Origin of the sequence: Paracoccus sp. SJTW-4, from assembly GCF_047716885.1 — a bacterium.
In the GTDB taxonomy this organism is placed as follows: Bacteria; Pseudomonadota; Alphaproteobacteria; order Rhodobacterales; family Rhodobacteraceae; genus Paracoccus; species Paracoccus solventivorans.
In genome coordinates this window covers 136,444-158,675 of the sequence record NZ_CP136681.1, presented here as the reverse complement: position 1 = coordinate 158,675, position 22,232 = coordinate 136,444, and the positions used below count along the sequence as shown (strand labels likewise).

Genomic DNA, 22,232 nt, shown 5'->3' with positions numbered 1-22,232 from the left:
CAGCCCCGCTACCGCTTCGCCTCTGCCGCCGCGCGCATCTGGCTGAGGGTCTGGCGCGGGGTCAGCGCCTCGGGCGAGATGTCCAGATCCAGCACCGCCCCGCTGTCCGAGGCGAGCGCGCGGGCAAAGGCGGCAGGAAAATCCTCGGTCCGCGCCACCCGTTCGGCGTGATAGCCATAGGCTTGGGCAAGCTGCACGAAATCGGGGTTCTCCATCGTCGTGCCCGAAACGCGGCCCGGATAGTTGCGCTCCTGATGCGCGCGGATGGTGCCGTAGATGCCGTTGTTCAGCAGCAGCACGATCGGCTGCGCCCCGGCCTGCATGGCGGTGCCAAGCTCCTGGCAGTTCATCTGGAAATCGCCGTCGCCGGCAAAGCAGACCACGGTGCGGCCGGGGAACGCCACCCTGGCGGCGATGGCGGCGGGCAGGCCGTAGCCCATCGCCCCCGACTGCGGCGCCAGCAGCCGCGCCTGCGGGCCGAACTGGTAGAACTTGTTCGGCCAGACGGTAAAATTGCCCGCGCCATTGGTCAGGATCGCGTCCTCGGGCAGCAGCTCGCGCAGATGCGCCATGACCTGCGCCATGTCGACGGGCGAGGGTTGCGGCGGCGCACTCAGGCTGTCCTCGAACCCCTGCCGGGCGCAGGCGCGCCATTCGGCCCAGTTGCCGCGGACCGGGGCCAGCGCGGCGGCGAACTCGTTCGGTCCGGCGTGGATTCCGAGGGTCGGCTGATAGACCTTGCCGATTTCACGGTCCGAGCCGTGGACATGGATCAGCCGTTGCGCCGGCACCGGCACGTCAAGCAGCGTATAGCCGTCGGTGGTCATCTCGCCGAAGCGCAGGTTCACCGCCAGGATCACGTCGGCCTCGGTCACCAGCGCGCGGACATGGACGGGCATCCCCACCCCGGCCTCGCCCGCGTAGCAGGGCGAGAAATTGTCGAAACTGTCCTGATAGCGGAAGGCCGCCACCACGGGGATGTCGCTGGCCTCGGCGAAATCCTGCAGCGCGCGGCGGCCGGCGTCGGTCCAGTTGCAGCCGCCGACCATCAAGAGCGGCCGCGCGGCGCTTTCCAGCAGCGCCTGCGCCTCGGCCATCGCCGCGGCCGCGGCCGCGGGTTCGACGATGCGCGGGGGGGCAGTCAGCGGCGGGGTGGCGGTCGTCTCGGCCAGCATGTCCTCGGGCAGGGCGATCACCACCGGGCCGGGGCGGCCGGTGGTGGCGGTGACCCAGGCGCGGGCGAGGATTTCCGGGATGCGCTCGACCGAGTCGATTTCCACCGCCCATTTCGCCATGGTGCCGTAGACGGCGCGATAGTCGAGTTCCTGGAACGCCTCGCGCCCCTTCATGTCGGTGCCGACCTGCCCGACGAACAGCAGCATCGGCGCGGAATCCTGCATCGCCGTATGCACCCCGATCGAGGCATTGGTGGCGCCCGGGCCGCGGGTGACGAAGCACAGCCCCGCCTGCCCGGTCAGCTTGCCCCAGGCCGCGGCCATGAAGGCGGCGCCGCCCTCGTTCCGGCACAGCACGAAATCCAGCCGCCCGCGTGTATCGTGCAGCGCGTCGAGCACCGCCAGATAGCTTTCGCCCGGCACCCCGAACCCTACCCGCGCGCCCAGCGCCATCAGGCTTTCGACCAGAATCCGCCCACCGTTCATCATTCCCGCGCCCCCCATACAGATGGAAACGATCCTGACCCCGATACGATCCCGGGGAAACCAACTTCAACGGGCGACCGGCAAGTTTTCCTTGGCGGTCAGCCCTGCACCAGCACCCCGGGGTTCAGGCCACCGTCCGGGTCCAGCGCCTGTTTCAGCGCCCACATCAGCCGCCGTTCCTCGGACGGGCGCAGCGCGTCGGCCAGCGCGATCTTGGTGCGGCCCAGCCCGTGCTCGGCGGCGAAGCTGCCGCCCATCGCGGTCGCCAGCCGCGCCAGTTCTAGCCCCAGCGCGGCATCGGCGCCGGCGAAACCGCCCGCGCCCTCGGGCGGGCTGAGGTTATAGTGGATGTTGCCGTCGCCCAGATGGCCGAAGGGGTTGATCCGCACCCCCGGCAGAAGCCCCTGACAGAGCGGCGCCGCCCGGGCCACGAACTCGGCGATCCGTCCCGGCGGCACCGCGATGTCGTGCTTGAGCTGCGGGCCGTCCAGCCGCTGGCCCTCGGGCTGTTCCTCGCGCAGCCGCCAGAACCCCGCGCGCTGCGCCTCGGACGCGGCCAGCGCGCCGTCCCGCACCAGCCCCTGCCCCATCCCCCATTCCAGCACGCCCGCCAGAATGTCGTCGAGCGGCACCAGACCCGAGCCGCTGGCGACCTCGACCAGTACATAGGCGCCGCCCCGCGTGGCCAGCGGATAGGAAAGGCCCGGCAGATGTTTCAGCGCCAGTCCCAGCCCGAGGTCCGAGAAGAACTCGAGCCCCGTCAGGAACTCGCCCGCCTCGGCCCGCAGCCTGGTGCCCAGCGCGACTGCCGCCGCCAGGTCGGGCAGCGCCAGAAAGGCCGTCGCCCGCTGCCGGGGCGCGGGAAACAGCCGCAGCACCGCGCGGGTGACGATGCCCAGCGTACCCTCGGCCCCCGCGAACAGCCGGCGCAGCTGATAGCCGGCATTGTCCTTTTGCACCGCGCGCAGCCCGTTCCAGATGCTGCCGTCGGGCAGCACCACCTCAACCCCCAGCAGCAGGTCGCCCATCATCCCGAAGCGAAAGGCGTGGCTGCCGCCGGCGTTGGTGCCGATCAGCCCGCCGATCTGGGCCGAGCCCTCGGCGCCCAGATGCAGCGGGAACATCAGCCCGGTGCCGTCCAGCGCCTGATGCAGCGCCGCCAGCACCACCCCGGCCCCGACCTCGATCGCGGCGCTGGAGGGGTCGGGCGGGCCGATCCCGGCCATGCGCGCCAGCGACAGGATCACCGCGCCCGGCCGCGCCGCGACCGCCGCGGCGCAAAGCCCGGTGTTGCCGCCCTGCGGCACCAGCGCCACCCCGGCGGCGCGGCAGGCCCGCACCACCGCCGCCACCTCGGCCGTGGAACCGGGGCGTGCCACGCCCAGCGGCGGCGCGCCGTGGCGGTCCAGCCAGTCGCGCTGCCAGGGCGCGGCCTCGACCCCCGCAATCCAGCCGCGCGGGCCAAGCAGGTCGGCAAGCTGCCGCGCCAGATCGGCGGGATCGGGCATCCGCGTCATCGCCTAGTGACCCAGCACCTGCGACAGGAACTGCCTGGTGCGGTCGCTCGACGGCGACTGGAAGAAGGTCTCGGGGTCGGCCTCCTCGACGATCTCGCCCGCGTCCATGAAGATCACCCGGTCGGCGACGCGGCGGGCAAAGCCCATCTCGTGGGTGACGCAGATCATCGTCCGCCCCTCGGAGGCGAGATGCACCATCACGTCCAGCACCTCGGAAATCATCTCGGGGTCCAGCGCCGAGGTGGGCTCGTCGAACAGCAGGATTTCCGGCTCCATGCACAGCGAGCGGGCGATGGCCACGCGCTGCTGCTGGCCGCCCGACAGCTGACCGGGGTATTTCAGCGCCTGTTCCGGGATGCGGACCTTTTCCAGATAGCGCATCGCCGCCGCCTCGGCCTGCGCGCGCGGGGTCTTGCGCACCAGCATCGGCGCCAGCACGCAGTTTTCCAGCACGGTCATGTGCGGGAACAGGTTGAAATGCTGGAACACCATCCCGACCTCGCGCCGGATCCCGTCGATGCTGGCCACGTCGTCGTTCAGTTCGGTGCCCAGCACGGTGATCTGGCCCGAGTTGTGTTCCTCCAGCCGGTTGATGCAGCGGATCATCGTGGATTTCCCCGACCCGGACGGGCCGCAGACCACCACCTTTTCGCCGCGATGCACGGTCAGGTTGATGTTCTTCAGCGCGTGGAAATGCCCGTAGAACTTGTTCATGCCGTTAATCTGGACCGCGGGAACATGCGCCGGATGCGTGTCTGCCATAGCTGTGTTCCTTATCGAGAGCCGATCGCCATGCGCCGTTCCAGATAGGCGCCATAGCGGGACAGGCTGTAGGTGAAGACGAAATAGATCAGGGCGATGAAGGCGTAGACCTCGCGATAGGCAAAGGTCCATTCGCCGGTGCCATAGGCGGCGTTCCCCGAGGCGAGGATTTCAAAGAACCCGACCACGATCACCAGCGAGGTCTCCTTGAACCCGATCACGAACTGGTTGATCGTCGCGGGCAGCGCGTTGCGCATCGCCTGCGGCAGCAGGATCTTGCCCACCCGGTGCCAGTAGCCGATGCCCAGCGCCATCGCGGCCTCTTCCTGGCCGCGGGGGACGCCTTGCAGGCCGCCGCGGATGATCTCGGCCTGATAGGCGGCAAAGAACAGCGCCGCCCCGAAGATCACCCGGTAAAGCTTGCCCGCCTGCAGCCAGCCCGGCAGCATGAACGGCACCACCACCGCAAAGGCGAACAGGATCGACAGCAGCGGCAGCGAGCGGACCGCGTCGATGAACAGCCCGGTGCCGCGGGCGATCACCGGCAGGTTCGACCGGCGCAGCAACGCCAGCACGATCGACAGCGGAAACCCGATCAGGCAGGTGGCGACGAAGATGAACAGGGTCAGCGCCAGCCCGCCCCATTGTTCCTCGCCCACGTAGCGCAGGCCCAGGATGCCGCCCTTCATCAGCAGGTAATAGACCGCGGTGCCGATGATCCAGACCGCCGCCAGCCGCCGCGCCCGCCAGAACGAGGGGACGCAGCTGAGCACGATCATCGCCACCACCGTCACGCAGGCCAGCGCCGAGCGCCACTGCTCGGCATAAGGGTAAAGCCCGAAGAAGATGATCCGCCAGCGGTTGGCGATCACCGACCAGCAGGCCCCGCCTGCCGCCCGGCATTCGGCCGGGCCGTGCTCGGCGCCGAACACCGCCGACAGGAACGCCCAGTCCAGCAGCTTCCACAGGATCAGCAGCAGCAGCGCCAGCGATGCGGCCGAGACCAGCCCTTGCAGCGGCGTCGGGAAATAGCGCTTGCGCAGCATCTGCGACCAGTTGGGCCGCGCAGCGGCGGCAGCGGAATGGGCAAGGAACATGTTCATCCATCAGCTCCGCAGTTGATTGCCCTTGAGCGCGATGGCCCGGTTGATCCGGTTGAAGACCGCCGCGATGCTGAGATTGATCACCAGGAACCCGCCCATCAGGATCGCGATCGCTTCCAGCGTCTGGCCGGACTGGTTGATGGTGACGGCGACGATCATGAAGAAATCGGTGAAGCCGACGGCGATCCCCAGGGTGGTGGCCTTGATCAGCCAGACATACTGGTTCGCCAGGATCGGCAGCATCGCGCGCAGCGCCAGCGGCAGGCGGATGCGGCTGAAGGTCTGCCACGGCGACAGGCCCAGCGAATGCGCGGCCTCGGTCTGGCCCTTGCCCACCGCCTTGAAGCCGCCGCGCACGATCTCGCCGATATAAGCGCCGCCGTAGATGCCGATGGCGACCAGCAGCGCCGAGAACTCGGGCGAGACCCGCAGCCCGCCGCGCAGGTTCAGCCCCTGCAACAGCGGCGCGTCGATCAGCGGGCTGTCCGGCGTGCGCCCCAGCAGCAGGATCGCCGCCGCCAGCAGCAGCCCGCCCGCCAGCACCCCCCAGACCAGCGCGCCGCGCTGCTCGGGCGGGGTCGCCAGCCGGCGGGTGGTGCGCAGCCACAGGGGCACCGCCAGCGCCGCAAGGGCCGCCACGGCGGCGGCGAACACATGCCAGCCGCCGACATTCAGCGCCGGCATGTAGACGCCGCGGTTCGACAGCACCAGCGGGCCAAAGTCGATGGCGTTGCGCGGCGAGGGCAGGTTGGTCACCAGCGCATACCAGAAGAACACCTGCAGGATCAGCGGGATGTTACGGAAGAAATCGACATAGAGCCGCCCCAGCAGCTGCAGCAGCTCGTTCGACGAGGTGCGCGCGATCCCGACCAGCCCGCCGATCAGGGTCGCCAGCACCAGCCCCAGCGTGCCCAGAAACAGCGTGTTCACGATGCCGATCACGAAGAACCACCAGTAGGGATCGTGCGGCGAGGCCGGCAGCAGCGAGAAATTGACGTCCCAGCCGGTGGATTTCTGCAGGAAGCCGAAACCCGACACGACATTCTGCGACGACAGCGCCTGCTGGGCGTTGCGCCAGCCGCCGATGACGACGACCAGCACCACCGCCACGAACAGCGCCTGCAACAGGATGTTGCGGACCTTCTGGTGTCGCAGGATTCGGATCATGGGCCCGACCTTTCCCCGGAAAACATGGGCGCCCCGCCACGACCGGCGGGCGGGGCGCAGCCGATCAGTCGATCAGTCGATCAGATAGGGGTAGAGCACGCCCCCGTCCTTCCACAGCGCGGTCATTTCCCGGTCCATCTTGTAGGGCGAGCCCTGGCCCAGGTTGCGGTCAAAGATCTCCGCGTAATTGCCCATCTGCTTGATGACGTCATAGGCCCAGTCGTCGGTCAGCCCCAGCGGCGTGCCCATGCCGGGGTTCACGCCCAGGAACTTGGCGACCTCGGGGCTGGGCGGGTCGGCCTTGATCTCGTCGACGTTCTGCGAGGTGATCCCCTCTTGTTCCGCGAACCACAGCGCCGACAGGGTCCAGTTGGCGATGTCGACCCAGTTGTCGTCGCCCGGGCGCATCACGATCACCTCGGGCTCAAGCGCCAGCACGTCGGGCAGGATGTCGTGTTCGTCGACATTGCCCTTGGCGGCGCGGGCGATGGCCAGCACCGGGCCCCATTGCGTGTAGAGATCGCAGCGCCCCGAGAAATAGGCCTGTTCCAGTTCCTCGGTCTTTTCGATCAGCACCGGCTCGAGCTTCACCCCCAGCTTTTCCGAGTAGGAGGCGATCTGCTGCTGCTGCGTGGTGCCCGCGGGGATGCAGATGGTGCCGCCGTCGGCGTCGGCCAGCGAGGTCAGCCCCAGCGACTTGTGCGCCATGATCTTGGTGGTGCCCAGGTAATAGGACAGCGAGAATTGCAGCCCCAGCTCGGCATCGCGGCTGAGCGTCGCGCCCGAGGCCTTGACCACCAGGTCGACCTCGCCCGATTGCAGGGCGGGCCAGCGCTGCGCCCAGCTGATCGGGATGATCGTGGCCTTGGCCGGATCGCCCAGCACCGCGGTGGCGACCGCCCGGCACAGGTCGATGTCGAGCCCCGTCCAGGCGCCCTTGTCGTCCACCTCGGCAAAGCCGAGATACGAGCCGTCATGGCCGGTGCACAGCAGCGTGCCGCGGTCCTTGACCGTTTTAAGCGTCGGCCCGCCCTGCTGCGCATTGGCCGCACCGGCGGCGATCAGCGCGATGGCTGCCGCACCAAGACCATATCTGACGTGTTTCATCTGGTTCTCCTCCCATTGTTTTTCGGTGTTCAGATGTTGTGGCGGGGCCGCCTCCACCCTGCGGCCCGCGTGCTGGGGGTCAGCGCCCCGAGACCACCCGCAGGTGGGATTTCGGGGCAGGCCCGCTTTTCCAGTCCTGGCCGACCAGCCAGCGATGCAGCGCCGCCACCGGCCGCAGCCGCAGATGCCCGCGCGGCACCACCAGGTAGAAGCCGGGCACATCCTCGGGGGGCATTCCTTCCAGCGCGTCCATGCCCAGCGGCGCGACCAGGGCGCCGCTTTGCAGGTCGGCTTCGGCATCGGGGACCGAAACCAGCCCGACGCCGATCCCCTGCAGGGTCGCGCGGCGCATCGAGGCGGCGTCGTCAAAGCCGATGCTGCCGTCGCGCCCGGCATTGTCCACGCCCAGATGGCGCAGGATGTCGTTCCAGAACCGCTTGGATTTCACCGTGTCCAGCAACGTGAAGCGGATCAGGTCCTGCGGGCTGCGGATCTGCGCGCCCAGCTCGGGGGTGCAGCAGATGATCTTGGGGTCGGTGACCAGCAGCTCGGACTGGTAGTCGCCCCAGCTGCCGTAGCCCCACTGGATCGCCATGTCGATGTCGTCGCGGGCGAAATCGGGCATATCGACCATGGTGGTCAGCCGCAGGTCGGCGCCGGCCAGCACCTCGCGCACATTGGCCAGGCGCTGCACCAGATAGTTGGTGGCGAACCACGGGCTGGTGTTCAGCTTGACCACCTCGCGATAGGGCCCGCCGGTCACCCGCATCACCCCCTCGGCCAGCTCGCGGAACCCGGCCTCGACATGCTCGGCCAGCACCAGCGCGGATTCGGTCGGCTCGATGGCGCGGCCCTTGCGCTCGAACAGGGTGATCTGCAGGCATTCCTCCAGCAGCTTGATCTGCTGGCCTACCGCCTGCGGCGACACCAGCAGCTCCTCGGCGGCGCGGCGCAGGCTTTTGTGGCGCGCGACCGCGTGGAACGCCTTGAGCGCATTCAGCGGGGGAAGTCGCAGTTTTCCGTTCATCTTCGCGGCCTCCTTTCGCGGTCGGCCCTGGTTGGGTCAGGCGTAGATATAGCCGCCGGACACGATCACGTTTTCGCCGGTCATGTAGCTGTTGCGCGGACCGCCGGTCATCAGCACCCATTCCGCGATCTCGGCCGGCTGCGCGCCGCGGCCCAGCGGGCTGGCCTTGGCGAGTTCGTCAAGGAAGCCCAGCTGCCTTGCGCGTTCGGTCGCCATCCCGGCGGGCGCGACCGAGTTCACCAGGATCCCGTCCGGCGCGACGTGATGCGCGAAGGACCGGGTCAGGCTGACCACCGCCGCCTTGGTGGCGGCATAATGGGCGTTCTGCGGATGCGCCTTGAACGCATCGACCGAGGTCAGGTTGACGATCCGGCCCCGCACCTCGCCCTTGGGCTCCTGCTCGCGCATGTGGCGCACGGCGGCGACCATCATGTGATAGGTACCCTTGACGTTCACCGCGTTCGAAGCGTCCCATTCCTCGTCGGTAATCTCGAGGATCGGGCGGCGCGGATAGATCGCGGCGCAGTTGATCAGCGTGTCGACGCGGCCGAGCTGCCCCGCGATCTCGTCAAAGGCGGCATGGCATTGGGGCCCGTGGCGGATGTCGGCCGCCGCCGCCGCCACCGGCAGCCCGCGATCGCGGGCCGGTTGCAGCGCCGCGTCGGCCGCATCGCGGTCCAGGTCGATGATGCCCAGGGCAGAGGCGCCAGCGTCCACCGCCATCCGGGCCAGCAGCGCGCCAAGCCCGGCGGCGCCACCGACGATCACCACGGAAAGGTCCTTCATGTTCTCACCTGCTGACTGGAGTTGCGGGCCGCGTCGGCATGATGTCGAAGCGGGTGACGTCGGCCCATTCGGGCAGTTCCACGACCGCGCGCACCATCCGGGCCACGTCCTCGGGCTGCACCGCCTTGGACGCATACATCGCGGCCCGGGCCTCGGGGTCGAGGATATGCTGGTAAAGCGCAGTCTCGACCCGGCCGGGAACGATCTCGGTCACCCTTATGCTGTGCGGCGCCAGATCGGCGCGCAGCGCCGCGGCAAAGCCGGAAATCCCGGCCTTGGTGGCGGAATAGACCGCCATGTTCGGGAAGGCGGCGTGGCCGGCGGCCGAGCCGGTGAAGATCACATGCCCGCTCCCGCATTCGCGCATCTGCGGAACCACCAGCCGGGTCAGCGCCACCACCGCCGACAGGTTGACCGCGATGGCGGCGTCGATGTCGGCCAGCTCGGCGTCGGCGAAGTTCGCCAGCGGCGGCATGATCCCGGCGTTGTTCACCAGCAGGTCGATACGCAACCCCGACAGCGCCTGCCGCACCGCGTTACGGTCGGTCACGTCCAGCACCAGCGGGGTGATGCCGTCCGCGGCCAGCGTCTGCAGCGCCGCGGCCGAGCGCCCGGCGGCGACCACCTCGTAGCCCGCCCGGGAAAGTTCCAGCGCGATGGCGCGGCCGATGCCGCTTGTTGCACCCGTAACGAAGGCTGTCTTCATGCCCCGGCGCCTCCTTGACGCCCTCGGTCAGTTTCCGGCCATCGGGCCTGCCGCAAAACCAATTAGTCCTTGCGACAGGAAAGATTCCCTTTGCGAAACCGCCCCGCAGCCGGCCGGAAAGGGATCACTGCCGCCGCCCCGGCGGAAATCCCGCGATCAGGTCGCGCGCCGCCTGCGGCGCCACCGGCTGCGGCCCCTTGGCCCCCTTTGCCGCCGCGGCGGCAAAGGCACGCACCCGTTCCAGGCTGTTGGCCAGATGGGTGCGCATCGCCTCGCGCGCCGCGAGCGGATCGCCCGCCTCGATGGCGGCGACGATCCGGTCGTGTTCGCTGTGGATGCGGGTGTAATAGGCGTCCTTGAGTTCCGGCAGCACGATATGGCCCAGCTGGAACCGCATCACGATCAGCGGCCGCAGATAGTCCAGAAACCCCAGCATCAGCTCGTTGCGGGACCCCTTGGCGATCTGCAGGTGAAAGTCGTAGTCGTAGTGGATCGGCACCGCCGCGGGATCGGCCCGCTGCGCATCGACCTGTTCCATCAGGGCGCGGATCGCGGCGGCCTCGGCATCTGTGCGGCGCTCGGCGCACAGCCCGGCGGCCTCGACCTCGACGCTCAGCCGCAGTTCCAGCAGGGCGATGGTCTCGGGAAGGGTCTGCAGCACCTCTTCCGAGATGGAAAAGCTTTGCGGCTGCGGCGCCTCGCTGACGAACACCCCCCGCCCCTGCTGCGGCACCACCAGCCCGGCCGAGCGCAGCCGCGCGATCGCCTCGCGCACCACGGTGCGGCTGACCTGGAACTCTTCGCCCAGCTCGGCCTCGGTCGGCAGCTGCGCGCCGGGCGCCCATTCGCCCGAGGTGATCCGCTCGGTCAGGCTTTCCGACACGATGGTGGAAAGCGGCTTGCGTCTGCTCATGGTGCCCCCTTTTCGGCTGCGCCCCGCCTTATAGCGCGGCGGTGACGATCAGTTCGACCAGCATCCCCGGCTTTGCCATCCGCCCCTGCCCCGAGGACCGCGCCGGCGCGTGTTCCATCGGCATCCACGCGTCCCAGACCGCGTTCACCTCGTCAAAGTCGCGCACGTCGTCCAGCCACATCTGCACATGCAGGATGCGGGTCCGGTCGGTGCCGGCCTTGGCCAGCAACTCGTCGATCTTGGCCAGCACCTCGCGCATCTGGTCGGCGGCGGACTGGCCCGGTTCGGCCACCTGCCCGGTCAGATAGACGGTGCCATTGTGGACCACCCCGTGGTGGATGCGGGTGTCGAAGTCGAAGCGGGTGATCTGGGTCATGGTGCTGCCTGTCTGATGGGGTTGCCGCGCAGGTAATGCGCGTAGGGGGCCTGGACGAGCCAGCCGGCATCGACCGGCAGCGTCACCCCGGTGATCGAGGCGGCGCGATCCGAGCACAGGAACAGCGCCGCCTCGGCCACGTCCTCGGGGGCTACGAACTTGCGCAGCGCGGTGGTGTCCTTGATCGCCTGCGGGTCGCGCTCGCCCGCGGCAATGCGGGCCTTGAGCCCGTCCGACAGCGTATAGCCGGGGGCGACCGCGTTGACGCGGATGCCATGGGGACCAAGCTCGGCGGCAAGGATCCCGGTCAGCGCCTGCACCGCCTGCTTGCCGGGCGTATAGGACGGCAGCGACAGCGGCGCGAAGGAGGCCAGCGAGCCGACGTTCAGGATCGCGCCGCCGCGCCCCGCCTGCTGCATCAGCCGCCCGAACACCTGACAGCCGACCAGCGTGCCGCGATAGTTGATGCGCCACATGCGTTCGTCTTCGTCCAGGTCCTGGTCCAGCACATGCTTGCCGCTTTGCAGGATGCCGGCGCAGTTGACGACCACCTGCGGGGTGCCGATGGCGGCACCCGCCTGCGCGGCCAGCGATTCCAGCGACTGCGGGTCGGCGACATCGACGGCGATGAAGCGCGCCAGCGGCGCCCCGGTTGCGGCGCATTCCGCGGCCACCGCATCCCCCCGCGCGGCGTCGCGCCCGGCCACGACCACCTGCGCCCCCGCCTGCGCAAAGCGCAGCGCGATGGCGCGGCCGATGCCCGAGGTGCCGCCGATCACCACGGCTCTTGCGATCTCAGCCATCGGCGCCGTCCTTGCGCTCGATGTCGAAGAACCGCGCCATCGCCTCGGTCTGGAAATCCATCATCGGGCGGCCGGGCTGGATGCGGCAGCCGATGCGCGCGGCCTCGCGCAAAAGCGGGGTTTCCGCCGGCTCCATGATGATGTCCACCACGGTCATGTCCGGGGTCAGCGCCGCGGTGTCCATCGGCAGCGGGTCGGTGGGCTTCAGCCCCATGGGGGTGGCGTTGATCGCCATGTCCATCCCCGAGGGATCGGCCGCGCCCACTGCGATCCGGCACGCCGGATAGGCGGCGGCGACCAGGTCGGCCAGCGCCTGCGCCCGATCGCGGTCCACGTCCGCCAGCCTGATTTCCGCGGCCCCCGCCTCGGCCAGGCAATAGGCGAGCGAGGCGCCCGCGCCCCCCGCCCCCACCTGCAGGATGCGCTTGCCCCGCACCTGATGCCCGCCGGCCGCCAGCCCGTCCATGAAGCCGACACCGTCGAAATTATCGGCGTACCATGTCCCGTCGGCCTGCCGGCGCACCGAATTGGCGCTGCGCACGCGGGCGGCGCGGTCATGGGCGGCGGCGCATTTCTCGAACACCCGGGTCTTGTAGGGGACCGAGATGATGACCCCGCGGATGTTTTCCGCCGCCGTCAGCCCGTCCCAGAACAGGTCGAAATCCTCGGGGCGGCAGCTCAGCGGGACCATGAGGCTGTCGAGCCCCTTTTCCTCGAAGATCTGGTTGAAGATGCCGGGGCTTTTCGCGTGGCCGACCGGATGGGCCAGCATCACGAACACGTCTGCCTTGCCAGTTCCACGCATCAGGCGCCGCCTTTCGCAACCGGGTGATGAGCCAGTGTTTCCAGCGCCGTCACCAGCGCCGAGTGATCCTGATCGGCCGCGCCCTGCGCCGCGCAGGCGCTGAACAGCTGCTGCGCGGTGGCGGTGTTGGGCAGCGCCACCCCCAGCGCCCGCGCGCTGTCCAGCGCCAGCCCCAGGTCCTTCTGGTGCAGCCGGATGCGGAAGCCGGGGTCGAAGCTGCGCGAGATCATCCGTTCGCCATGCACCTCGAGCACGCGCGAGGATGCAAACCCGCCCAGCAGCGCCTGCCGCACCCGCGAGGGCTCGCAACCGGCCTTGGAGGCAAACACCAGCGCCTCGGCCACGGCCTCGATGTTCAGGGCGACGACGATCTGGTTGGCGATCTTGCAGGTCTGGCCGGCACCGTTCTGTTCGCCCACCAGGGTGATGTTCTTGCCCAGCGCCTCGAAGATCGGGCGGGCGCGGTCGAACTCTTCCTGCGGGCCGCCGACCATGATGGTCAGGCTGGCGGCCTTGGCCCCGACCTCGCCGCCCGAGACCGGCGCGTCCAGATAGCCCGCGCCGTTTTCGCGCAGCACGGCGGCGAAATGCGCGGTGGCGATGGGGCTGATCGAGCTCATGTCGATGACCAGCGCGCCGGACGCGATGCCCTCGGCCACACCGCCCGCCCCCAGCAGCACCCGCTCCACGTCCGGGGTGTCGGGCAGCATGGTGATGACCACCTCGGATGCGCGCGCAACCTCGGCCGGGGTGGCGACCACCTGCGCCTCCAGCCCCTCGGGCAGGCCGGAACGGTTCAGCGACACCGTCAGCTCATGCCCCGCCGCGGCCAGATTGCGGGCCATCGGCGCGCCCATCACCCCCAGCCCGATAAAACCGATTCTCACTGTCCGTCCCTTTCGCCACTTCCCGGTTGCAACGTATGATATATGTCATCATACAAATTACAACCCCATCGCACGGAGAGTTCCAGAATCATGCAAGAGCGTCCGAACCCGTTGAAAGCCTCGCTCGCCGCGGGGCGGCCCAGCCTGGGGCTGTGGTGCTCGCTGGCCAGCGCGCTCAGCACCGAGATCATAGCCGGCGCCGGGGCCGGCTGGCTGCTGATCGACGGCGAACACAGCCCCAACGACCTGCGCAGCACCATGGCGCAGCTGCAGGCCGCGGCGGCATTTCCGTGCGAGGCGGCGGTGCGGCTGCCCTCGGACAGCGCGGTGCTGATCAAGCAGTTCATGGACGCGGGCGCGCGCAGCCTGATGGTCCCGAACGTGCGCACGGCGGAACAGGCGCGGGCGATCGTGGCGGCGATGTCCTATGCGCCCGCCGGCATCCGCGGGTTTTCGACCGGCCACCGCGCCAACCAGTTCGGCCGCATCAAGGATTACCACCGCAGCGCACGGGCGAATCAGCTGCTGGCGGTGCAGATCGAATGCGCCACCGGCGTCGCCAATGCCGCCGAGATCGCCGCGGTCGAGGGCGTGGACGTGCTGTTCGTCGGCCCGGGCGATCTGTCCACCAACATGGACGCGATGGGCAATCCCGGCGCTGAGCATGTGCAGGACGCCATCGCCCGCGTGCTGCGGGCCGCCCGCGGCGCCGGCAAGGCCGCGGGCATCCTCGCGCCCCTCAAGGCCGACGCCGACCGCTATCTGCGCGACGGCTTCACCATGGTCGCCGTCGGCGCGGACCTTGGGCTGCTGGCGCGCGGCTCGGACAATCTGATTGCATCCTTTTCGCTCTAGAGGCCCATGATGCCCATTCCGAAATACACCCCCCCTGCCCGGCGCGCCTATGACATCGTCATCGTGGGCGGTGCGGTGGTGGGGTCGTCCACCGCCTACTGGCTGTCCCAGAAGCTGGGCGACCGCGCCTCGGTGCTGGTGGTCGAGCGCGACAGCAGCTACGAGTTTTCCTCGACCGCGCTGTCGACCAGCGCGATCCGGCAGCAGTATTCCAACCCGATCAACGTCAGGATCAGCCAGTTCGGCATCCAGTTCATCAACGGCTTTGCCGAGCGGATGGCGCCCTTCTATCCGAACGAACCCGCGCCCGACCTGGGGTTCCGCGAACACGGCTATCTGTATTGCGTGTCGCCCGAAGGGGTCGCCGCCGCGCGCGAGCGGGTCGAGCTGCAGCGCAGCCTGGGCGCCCATACGGTGTTCCTGGAACCCGGGCCGCTGAAGGACCGCTTTCCCTGGCTGAACGTCGAGGATCTGGGCGGCGGCGCCTGGGGCGCGCGCGAAGAGGGCTGGTTCGATTCCATGGGCCTGCTGAACGGGTTGCGCCGGGCGGCGCGGGCCAGCGGTATCGAATATATCGACAACGCCGTGGTCGGCATGGACATGGAGGGCAGTCGCGTCACCGCCGTGCGTCTGTCCACGGGCGAGGTGGTGGACTGCGGCATCGTGGTGAACGCGGCCGGCCCCCGGGCTCAGCAGGTCGCGGCCATGGCGGGGCTGTCGATCCCGGTCGCGCCCTTCAAGCGCTACAGCTTCGTGTTCGCCAGCGAGACCCCGATCCCGGGCCGGATGCCGAACGTGATCGACCTGTCGGGCACCTTCGTGCGCCCGGAAGGCGAGCTGTTCCTGACCGGCAACACGCCGCTGGACGATGGTCCGGCCGATTACGACGATTTCTCGGCCCGGCATGAAGAGTTCGAGGACCGGATCTGGCCCGCGCTGTGGCACCGCATCCCGGCGTTCGACGCGCTGCGGGTCCGGCAAAGCTGGACCGGGCATTACGAATACAACATGCTGGACCACAACGGCATCGTGGGTTTCCACCCCGAGGTCAGCAACTTCATGTTCGCCAACGGGTTTTCCGGCCACGGGCTGCAGCAATCCCCCGCCGTGGGCCGCGGCGTGGCGGAACTGATCGTGGACGGCAGTTTCCAGACGCTGGACCTGACCCCGTTCCGCTACGAACGCATCCCCGCGAACGAGCCGTTCATGGAAGAGGCGGTGATCTGAAACGAAAGAACCCGCGCCGGGCACAGCGCGGGTTTTCGCTTGCAGCGTGGGATGCTTATTCCTCGTCCTCGGGGTGGCCAAGGTCCACGAACCAGCCGCCCAGTGTCCGCACCGCCGGCGCGTCCGGGTCGGGCGTCGGGGTGCGTGCCTCCATCGCCTCGCGGAAACGTTCGGTGTTGTCCTGCGGGCGATAGCCCAGATGTCCGGCCAGCCGGTTGTCCACCGGCTTCACCGCGTTGTCGGACATCCCGAACGAGACCGTGAACCCGACGCGGGGCGCGGTCAGCGCCGCCGTCACCAGCCGTACGCAATCGTCGAACGACAGCCACGACCACAGCATCCGCCGGTCGGCCGGCTCGGGAAAGGACGAAAAGATCCGCAGCATCGCGCTTTCGATGCCGAACTTGTCCCAGTAGAGCCGGCCCAGATCCTCGACGAAACATTTCGACAGCCCGTACAGGCTGTCGGGGCGGTGCGGGTCGTTGGCGTCGATGTGGTCCTCGAGCCGGTGATAGCCGATGGCGTGGACCGACGAGGCATAGACCACCCGCCGCACCCCCGCCTGCCGCGCGCCCTCGTAGATGTGATAGCTGCCGCGGATGTTGGAATCGAGGATCTCGGCCCAAGGCTGCTCGTTCGGGGCGCCGCCGAAATGCACGATGGCGTCCACGCCCTGACACAGTTTCCGCATCGCGTCGAAATCGGCCAGATCGGCGACGGTGGCCTCCTCGTTCGGTTGCAGATCGGCGATGCCGGTGCGGTCGGTCAGGCGCAGCCTGCGCGCCAGCGGCGCCAGCCCGCGGCGCAGTTCCGTCCCCAGCCGCCCGGCGGCGCCGGTGATCAGGATCGTGTCGAATCTGGGCTTGGTCATGCCAACTCCTCGGCGGGTGCAAGTGCGGCCACGGCGCGGCCGATCCGCGCGATGGCTTCGGTCAGGATCTCGTCCGAGGTGGCGGTCGAGATGCGGAAGAACGGCGACAGCCCGTAGGCCGAGCCGGGCACGGAACTGACATGCGCCTGCGCCAGCAGATAATCCGACACCGCCGCGTCATCGGCCAGCACCTCTCCGCCCGGGGTGCGGCGGCCGATCAGCGCGGCGCAGCCGATATAGGCGTAGAACGCGCCCTCGGGCGGGGGCAGGGTCAGCCCCTCGATCCCGGCGATGCCGCGCACCACCAGGTCGCGGCGGCGCTGGAACGCCTCGCGGAATGCGGCCACGCCGTCCTGCGGGCCGGTCAGCGCGGCCAGCGCCGCCGCCTGCATCGGCGCCGCGACCGAGGTCACGCTTTGGCTCTGCACCGTGGTCATGGCCTTGATCAGCGGCGCCGGACCCGCGGCATAGCCGACCCGCCAGCCGGTCATCGCGTAAGCCTTGGCCACCCCGTTCACGATCAGCGTGCGGTCCCGAAGCTCCGGGCAGGCTTGCCCGAAGCTGACGAATTCGCGTCCGTCGAAGATGATGTGTTCGTAGATCTCGTCCGACAGCACCAGAACCTGCGGGTAGCGCGCCAGGACCTCGCCCAGCGCCTGCAGCTGTTCACGGCTGTAGACCGCGCCCGAGGGGTTGCCGGGCATGTTCAGGAACAGCCATTTGGTGCGCGGGGTGATCGCGGCTTCCAGCACCGCCGGGGTCAGGCGGAACCCGTCGACGGCGGCGCATTGCGGCATCACCGGCACGCCCCCCAGCAGCTTCACCATTTCCGGGTAGCTGACGAAATAGGGCGCAGGCAGGATCGCCTCGTCGCCCTGATCCAGCGTGGCCAGCAGCGCGTTGAAGATGATCTGCTTGGCGCCGTTGGCCACCGCGATGTCGGCCTCGGTATAATCCAGCCCGTTCTCGCGGCGGAACTTGTCGGCGACCGCGCGGCGCAGCGCCACTGTGCCGGCGGCGGGGGTATAGAGCGTGTCGCCCGCCAGTGCGGCCTTGTGCGCGGCCTCGATCACATGGGCGGGGGTGGGGAAATCCGGCTCGCCCAGGCCGAGGTCGATCACATCGACCCCGGTGGCGGCCAGCGCCTTGGCGGCCTGCGACGCGGCCATCGAGGCCGACGGCTTCACCACCGCCAGCCGGCTTGCGACATAGCTCATTTCCCGTCCTCCGTGACATAGCCCCTGGTCCTGTCGTTGGCGCGCGCGGCCGCACTGCGGGCAGCGGGGTCGCCATAACCGCCGCCGCCGGGCAGGTTCAGCACCAGCCGCCGCCCCGCGGGCACCTGCTGCCAGCCCTTGGGCCGCATCACCGTGCCGTCGTCCAGCATGGCGCTGCCCGGCTTGCCGTCGGCGCCGCCGTTGCGGCCGCGCGGCGGGTGGCCGATGCGGTCGAACATCGCCGAGAACTCGAACTGGTGGCCATCGGCGGCCTCGATCTCGATCACCTGCCCCAGCCCGCCGCGATATTCGCCGTCGCCGGCGGAATCGGGGCGCAGCTCCTTGCGCCAGACCACGATCGGGCCGGTCTGCTCGGTCGCCTCGATCGGCATGGTCATCACGCCTGACGGAAAGGCCGTCGCCGACAGCCCGTCCAGCCCCGGCCGCGCGCCCATGCCGCCCGAGTTGAACATCAGGATCTCGGCCCGGCGCCCGTCCTGCCCGGTCTGCGGGCGGGCCGAGATGTGGATGTTCCACAGCGCGCCCGAGCCTTCGGCCAGCACCTTGCCCGGCAGCGCTTTCGCCAGCGCCCCCAGCACCAGATCCGGCACCAGATGCCCGATGACATGGCGCACGCTGACCGGCGCCGGGCGTTCCGCGTTCAGGATGTTCACCGGCGAGGAAATGGTGAACAGGTCCAGCGAGGCCCAGTTGTTCGGGATGTCCGGCGCCACCACGCATTTCAGCGCATAGCAGGCGTAAGCCTTGGTATAGATGATCGGGACGTTGATCCCCCAGCGGCTGACCGGATCGCTGCCGGTGAAATCGACGTTCACCGCGCCATCGGCGATCTCGACGGTCGCCGCCAGCTTGACGGGCTGGTCATAGCCATCGGTCAGCAGCTCGTTCGACCACGCCCCCTTGGGCAGCGCCGCGATGCGGTCCAGCGTGGCGGCGCGGGTGCGGGTGAAAATGAACTCGCCCAGATCGTCCAGCGAGGTCAGGCCGATTTCCTGCATCATCTCGATCAGCCGGCGGTGGCCCACGTCGTTGCAGGCGGCCAGCGAATAGAAATCTCCCACCACCTGGTTCGGCTCGCGCACATTGGCGCGGATGATCTGCACCAGATCGTGGTTCACCCGCCCGGATTCGGCGAATTTCATGATCGGGATCTGGATGCCTTCCTCATAGACCGACTTGCCGTCGGCGCCGAAGCCGCGCCCGCCCACGTCGACCACATGCGCGGTGCAGGCGAAGAACCCGACCAGCCGGTCGCCCAGGAACGAGGGCGAGACCATGGTGATGTCGTGCAGATGCCCGGTGCCCTTCCACGGGTCGTTGGTCACATAGGTGTCGCCGGGCAGCATCCGCTCGCGCCCGATCTCGGCGATGAAATGCAGCACGGCCTCGGCCATGGTGTTGACGTGGCCGGGGGTGCCGGTCACCGCCTGCGCCAGCATCCGCCCCTGCGGGTCGAAGACGCCGGCAGACAGATCGCCGGCCTCGCGCACGCTGGTGGAAAACGCGGTGCGCAGCAGGGTCAGCGCCTGTTCCTCGACCACCGAGATCAGGCGGTTCCACATCACCTGCATGCGGATTTCGCGGGTCGCGTCCTGGGGGGTGGGGGTCATGCCACGGTCTCCTTGCGGATCATCAGAAGGGTGCCGTCCGCCTGCATCACCACGTCAAAGGGCGAGGTGACGACGGTCGCGGTCTCGCGCTCGACGATCACGGCGGGGCCGCTGACGCGGGTGCCATGGGCCATGTCGGCGCGGTCCACGATCGCGGTGGGCAGGGTCTCGCCGCGGGCGGGGTCGAAGACCGGTCGGCTTGCGGGCGCATCCGCCAGGGTGGTGCCGGTGGTGATCGCCAGACGCTCGGGCGCGGTGCGTTCGTCCTGCGCCTTGACCGACAGGGTGACGATCTCGATTTCCAGCCCGTCCAGCCCGTCGATGGCGCGGCCAAAGAACCTTGCGTAGTTGTCGCGGAAACTGCCCTGCAGCATCGCCACATCACCGGCGGTGAACGGCCGGTCCGGCAGCGTCACCGGAATTTCCCAGCCCTGCCCGACATAGCGCATAAACGCCGTGATCTCGCGCAGGATCGCGCCCTGGGTGCCGGCGCGGACGAAACCTTCGGCGGTGGTCTTCAGCCCGTCCACCAGCGCGTTGAACGCGCCCGCGTCGAATTCCGACAGCCGCACCACCTTGGACGCCAGCGCCTCATACCCGAAGGGCGCGCGCAGAAAACCGATGGCGGACCCCACCCCGGCCCCCGGCGGGATCAGGCAGCGGTCGATGCCCAGCTTTTCGCACAGCCGCGCCGCGTGCAGGGGGGCGGCGCCGCCAAAGGCGATCATGATGTTGTCCGAGATGTTCTTGCCGTTTTCCACCGCATGGACGCGGGCGGCGTTGGCCATGTTCTCGTCCACCACCTCGACGATGCCAAAGGCGGCGGGTTCGGCGGACAGGCTCAGCTTGTCGCCGACATCGCGCAGGATCGCGCCGCGGGCGTTGTCCACCGACAGGCGGATCGCGCCGCCGGCAAAGTTCTCGGGGTCGAGCTTGCCCAGCACCAGATCGGCATCGGTGATCGCCGGGCGCTCGCCGCCGCGCTGATAGCAGGCGGGGCCGGGTTCCGAACCGGCGCTTTCCGGCCCGGTCTGGATGCGGCCCATGGCGTCGACCCAGGCGATGGAGCCGCCCCCTGCCCCGATCTCGATCATCTCGATCACCGGGATCGAGATCGGCATCCCCGAGCCCTTGCAGAAGCGATAGGTACGCGCCACCTCGAAGGTGCGGGCGGTGCGGGGCTGGAAATCCTCGATCAGGCAGATCTTGGCGGTGGTGCCGCCCATGTCATAGCTGACCACGCGGTCCAGCCCGAAACGCTGCGCCACGTCGGCGGCGAAGATCGCACCCCCCGCCGGGCCGCTTTCGACCAGCCGCACCGGGAACTCGGCCGCGGTTTCGACCGAGATCAGCCCGCCGCCGGAATGGATCATGAAGACCGGGCAGGTCGCGCCCATCTCTTTCAGCCGCACCTGTAGCCGGGCGAGGTAGTCGGCCATCTGCGGGCGCACATAGGCGTTGGCGCAGACGGTGTTGAAACGCTCGAACTCGCGCATCTGGGGCGAGACCTCGGACGAGATCGAGATCGGCACCCCGACCTTGGCGGCGATGATTTCGCGCGCGCGCCGTTCATGCGCGGGGTTCATGTAGGAATGGATGAAGCCGATGGCGACCGCGCCGAAACCCTCGGCGGCGATATGGTCGGCGATGCGTTCCAGCGCCGCCTCGTCCAGCGGCTGCAATTCCTGCCCCTGCGCGCCGATCCGGCCCCTGACGGTGAAGCGATCCTCGCGCGGGACCAGCGGGGTCGGCAGTTGCAGGTTCAGGTCGTATTGCTCGAACCGGCTTTCGGTCCGCATCTCGATCACGTCGCGGAACCCCTCGGTCGTGACCAGCGCGGTGCGGGCGCCGCGCCGCTCGATCAGCGCGTTGGTGGCCAGGGTGGTACCGTGGATGACGATCTCCAGCTCGGCCGGGGTGATCCCGGCATCGCGCAGCACCACGGCGATGCCGTCCAGGATCGCCTGTTCCGGCGCCGCGTAATTGGTCAGCACCTTGGTGGAATGCAACGTCCCGCGGCAATCCAGCGCGATATCGGTGAAGGTGCCGCCGATATCGGCACCAAGACGGATCCCGGTCATGCGTTTTCCTTTGCTGTGGAGCCGCCGCGACAGCTTCGGCATCAGGCGCGGCTCGACCGACTTGCCCAAGGTTGCCCTGCGCCCGGCAGCGGGAAAACAAAGATCACCCGGAAAAGTGAAACATTTTCTTGCCCTCGCCCCCCGCCCGGGCCGGCGGCCGCACCGATGCCGGAACATTCGGCGCGCTCTGCGGTTGTCGTCCCCTCGCAAGGCCGGGCTTTCCCCGGCCGTCGAACGGAAAGGACGTGCAAAGGAAAGGACATGGCCAACAAGCATCCCAAGACCAGCCACCCCTCGGACGCGGACCTGCGCAACGATCCCGGCATCGGCCGCTCGAAAGGCGCGGACCGCAACGATCCGGGCATCGGCGGCGACAACACCTTTGAAGGCGACGTGCTGAACGACACCACCCCCGAGGGCGGCATCGATCCCAACCAGCGCGGACGCACGAACAAGTAAAGGACAGCGCCATGAGCGGCACCAAGACCCATCAGCAGCAGCGGCAGATCATCGAAAAGCGCGTGGACACCAGCAATGCCGACAAGGATTTCGATCCGCGCCCGTATCTGGACGCCGCCGAGCATCCTCACCAGCAGATCGCCGAGGGCCACACCCCACGGCGGGCGGAGGACGACGACAGCGACATGATCCTGCGCGGCGAAAACCAGGAAAGCCAGCACCACAAGAACACCGGCAAGCCCGCCGACGCGGACGAGGAATAGGCAAGTGC

General features: G+C 68.8%; 22 protein-coding genes. 4 read left to right on the top strand and 18 right to left on the bottom strand.

Going from position 1 to position 22,232, the window contains the following annotated elements; genetic code table 11:
* Positions 1 to 8: 8 nt before the first annotated feature.
* The 14 genes from RSP45_RS00750 to RSP45_RS00685 all read right to left on the bottom strand — a co-directional run bounded on the left by RSP45_RS00750 (position 9) and on the right by RSP45_RS00685 (position 13,620).
* On the bottom strand, positions 9 to 1,664 hold the full coding sequence (locus RSP45_RS00750; protein WP_415392852.1) for a thiamine pyrophosphate-binding protein: 1,656 nt from the start codon (positions 1,662 to 1,664) through the stop codon (positions 9 to 11).
* Positions 1,665 to 1,759: 95 nt separating this feature from the next.
* The gene (locus tag RSP45_RS00745) at positions 1,760 to 3,169 is read right to left on the bottom strand and encodes an FAD-binding oxidoreductase (protein ID WP_415392851.1); all 1,410 of its coding nucleotides are present in this window, start codon (positions 3,167 to 3,169) and stop codon (positions 1,760 to 1,762) included.
* A 12-nt stretch (positions 3,170 to 3,181) separates the two neighbouring features.
* Positions 3,182 to 3,940 carry an amino acid ABC transporter ATP-binding protein gene (locus tag RSP45_RS00740; protein ID WP_415392850.1) on the bottom strand — a complete coding sequence of 253 codons (759 nt, stop codon included), beginning with the start codon at positions 3,938 to 3,940 and terminating at the stop codon, positions 3,182 to 3,184.
* Between the two features lie 11 nt (positions 3,941 to 3,951).
* On the bottom strand, positions 3,952 to 5,043 hold the full coding sequence (locus RSP45_RS00735) for an amino acid ABC transporter permease (protein WP_415392849.1): 1,092 nt from the start codon (positions 5,041 to 5,043) through the stop codon (positions 3,952 to 3,954).
* 3 nt (positions 5,044 to 5,046) lie between these two features.
* Positions 5,047 to 6,210 carry an amino acid ABC transporter permease gene (locus tag RSP45_RS00730; protein WP_415392848.1) on the bottom strand — a complete coding sequence of 388 codons (1,164 nt, stop codon included), beginning with the start codon at positions 6,208 to 6,210 and terminating at the stop codon, positions 5,047 to 5,049.
* A gap of 72 nt (positions 6,211 to 6,282) precedes the next feature.
* Entirely contained in the window at positions 6,283 to 7,317 is a 1,035-nt protein-coding gene (locus tag RSP45_RS00725; protein WP_415392847.1) for an amino acid ABC transporter substrate-binding protein, read from the bottom strand.
* A gap of 79 nt (positions 7,318 to 7,396) precedes the next feature.
* On the bottom strand, positions 7,397 to 8,344 hold the full coding sequence (locus RSP45_RS00720; protein ID WP_073066538.1) for a LysR substrate-binding domain-containing protein: 948 nt from the start codon (positions 8,342 to 8,344) through the stop codon (positions 7,397 to 7,399).
* 36 nt (positions 8,345 to 8,380) lie between these two features.
* A complete protein-coding gene (locus RSP45_RS00715) occupies positions 8,381 to 9,130 on the bottom strand; it encodes an SDR family NAD(P)-dependent oxidoreductase (protein ID WP_415392846.1) in 750 nt (249 codons plus the stop codon).
* 4 nt (positions 9,131 to 9,134) lie between these two features.
* On the bottom strand, positions 9,135 to 9,836 hold the full coding sequence (locus RSP45_RS00710; RefSeq protein ID WP_415392845.1) for an SDR family oxidoreductase: 702 nt from the start codon (positions 9,834 to 9,836) through the stop codon (positions 9,135 to 9,137).
* 124 nt (positions 9,837 to 9,960) lie between these two features.
* On the bottom strand, positions 9,961 to 10,749 hold the full coding sequence (locus RSP45_RS00705) for a FadR/GntR family transcriptional regulator (protein ID WP_415392844.1): 789 nt from the start codon (positions 10,747 to 10,749) through the stop codon (positions 9,961 to 9,963).
* Between the two features lie 28 nt (positions 10,750 to 10,777).
* Entirely contained in the window at positions 10,778 to 11,125 is a 348-nt protein-coding gene (locus RSP45_RS00700) for a RidA family protein (RefSeq protein WP_415392843.1), read from the bottom strand.
* Entirely contained in the window at positions 11,122 to 11,928 is an 807-nt protein-coding gene (locus tag RSP45_RS00695) for an SDR family NAD(P)-dependent oxidoreductase (protein ID WP_415392842.1), read from the bottom strand. Before RSP45_RS00695 ends, RSP45_RS00700 begins: the two co-directional genes overlap by 4 nt.
* A complete protein-coding gene (locus RSP45_RS00690; RefSeq protein ID WP_415392841.1) occupies positions 11,921 to 12,733 on the bottom strand; it encodes a shikimate dehydrogenase family protein in 813 nt (270 codons plus the stop codon). Before RSP45_RS00690 ends, RSP45_RS00695 begins: the two co-directional genes overlap by 8 nt.
* Complete coding sequence (locus RSP45_RS00685; protein WP_415392840.1) at positions 12,733 to 13,620, bottom strand: 2-hydroxy-3-oxopropionate reductase; 888 nt, start codon at positions 13,618 to 13,620, stop codon at positions 12,733 to 12,735. The genes RSP45_RS00690 and RSP45_RS00685 overlap by 1 nt, the downstream gene beginning before the upstream one ends.
* A 90-nt stretch (positions 13,621 to 13,710) precedes the next feature.
* Between RSP45_RS00685 and RSP45_RS00680 the strand changes: the two genes are divergently transcribed.
* Entirely contained in the window at positions 13,711 to 14,475 is a 765-nt protein-coding gene (locus RSP45_RS00680) for an HpcH/HpaI aldolase family protein (RefSeq protein WP_415392839.1), read from the top strand.
* A gap of 6 nt (positions 14,476 to 14,481) precedes the next feature.
* Complete coding sequence (locus RSP45_RS00675) at positions 14,482 to 15,702, top strand: NAD(P)/FAD-dependent oxidoreductase (RefSeq protein WP_415392838.1); 1,221 nt, start codon at positions 14,482 to 14,484, stop codon at positions 15,700 to 15,702.
* A 55-nt stretch (positions 15,703 to 15,757) separates the two neighbouring features.
* Here the strand turns inward: RSP45_RS00675 and RSP45_RS00670 are convergent, their stop codons facing one another.
* Genes RSP45_RS00670 through RSP45_RS00655 form a run of 4 tightly spaced genes read right to left on the bottom strand, consistent with a single transcriptional unit; the run spans position 15,758 to position 21,502 of the window.
* Positions 15,758 to 16,573 carry an NAD-dependent epimerase/dehydratase family protein gene (locus RSP45_RS00670; RefSeq protein WP_415392837.1) on the bottom strand — a complete coding sequence of 272 codons (816 nt, stop codon included), beginning with the start codon at positions 16,571 to 16,573 and terminating at the stop codon, positions 15,758 to 15,760.
* On the bottom strand, positions 16,570 to 17,790 hold the full coding sequence (locus tag RSP45_RS00665) for a pyridoxal phosphate-dependent aminotransferase (protein WP_415392836.1): 1,221 nt from the start codon (positions 17,788 to 17,790) through the stop codon (positions 16,570 to 16,572). Before RSP45_RS00665 ends, RSP45_RS00670 begins: the two co-directional genes overlap by 4 nt.
* The gene (locus RSP45_RS00660) at positions 17,787 to 19,421 is read right to left on the bottom strand and encodes a hydantoinase B/oxoprolinase family protein (protein ID WP_415392835.1); all 1,635 of its coding nucleotides are present in this window, start codon (positions 19,419 to 19,421) and stop codon (positions 17,787 to 17,789) included. The genes RSP45_RS00665 and RSP45_RS00660 overlap by 4 nt, the downstream gene beginning before the upstream one ends.
* On the bottom strand, positions 19,418 to 21,502 hold the full coding sequence (locus tag RSP45_RS00655; protein ID WP_415392834.1) for a hydantoinase/oxoprolinase family protein: 2,085 nt from the start codon (positions 21,500 to 21,502) through the stop codon (positions 19,418 to 19,420). The genes RSP45_RS00660 and RSP45_RS00655 overlap by 4 nt, the downstream gene beginning before the upstream one ends.
* 261 nt (positions 21,503 to 21,763) lie before the next feature.
* On the opposite strand from RSP45_RS00655, the gene RSP45_RS00650 reads away from it, so the two are divergent.
* Both RSP45_RS00650 and RSP45_RS00645 read left to right on the top strand, forming a co-directional pair.
* Entirely contained in the window at positions 21,764 to 21,961 is a 198-nt protein-coding gene (locus tag RSP45_RS00650; RefSeq protein ID WP_073066572.1) for a hypothetical protein, read from the top strand.
* A gap of 11 nt (positions 21,962 to 21,972) precedes the next feature.
* Complete coding sequence (locus RSP45_RS00645) at positions 21,973 to 22,224, top strand: hypothetical protein (RefSeq protein ID WP_073066577.1); 252 nt, start codon at positions 21,973 to 21,975, stop codon at positions 22,222 to 22,224.
* The last annotated feature ends 8 nt before the right edge of the window (positions 22,225 to 22,232 follow it).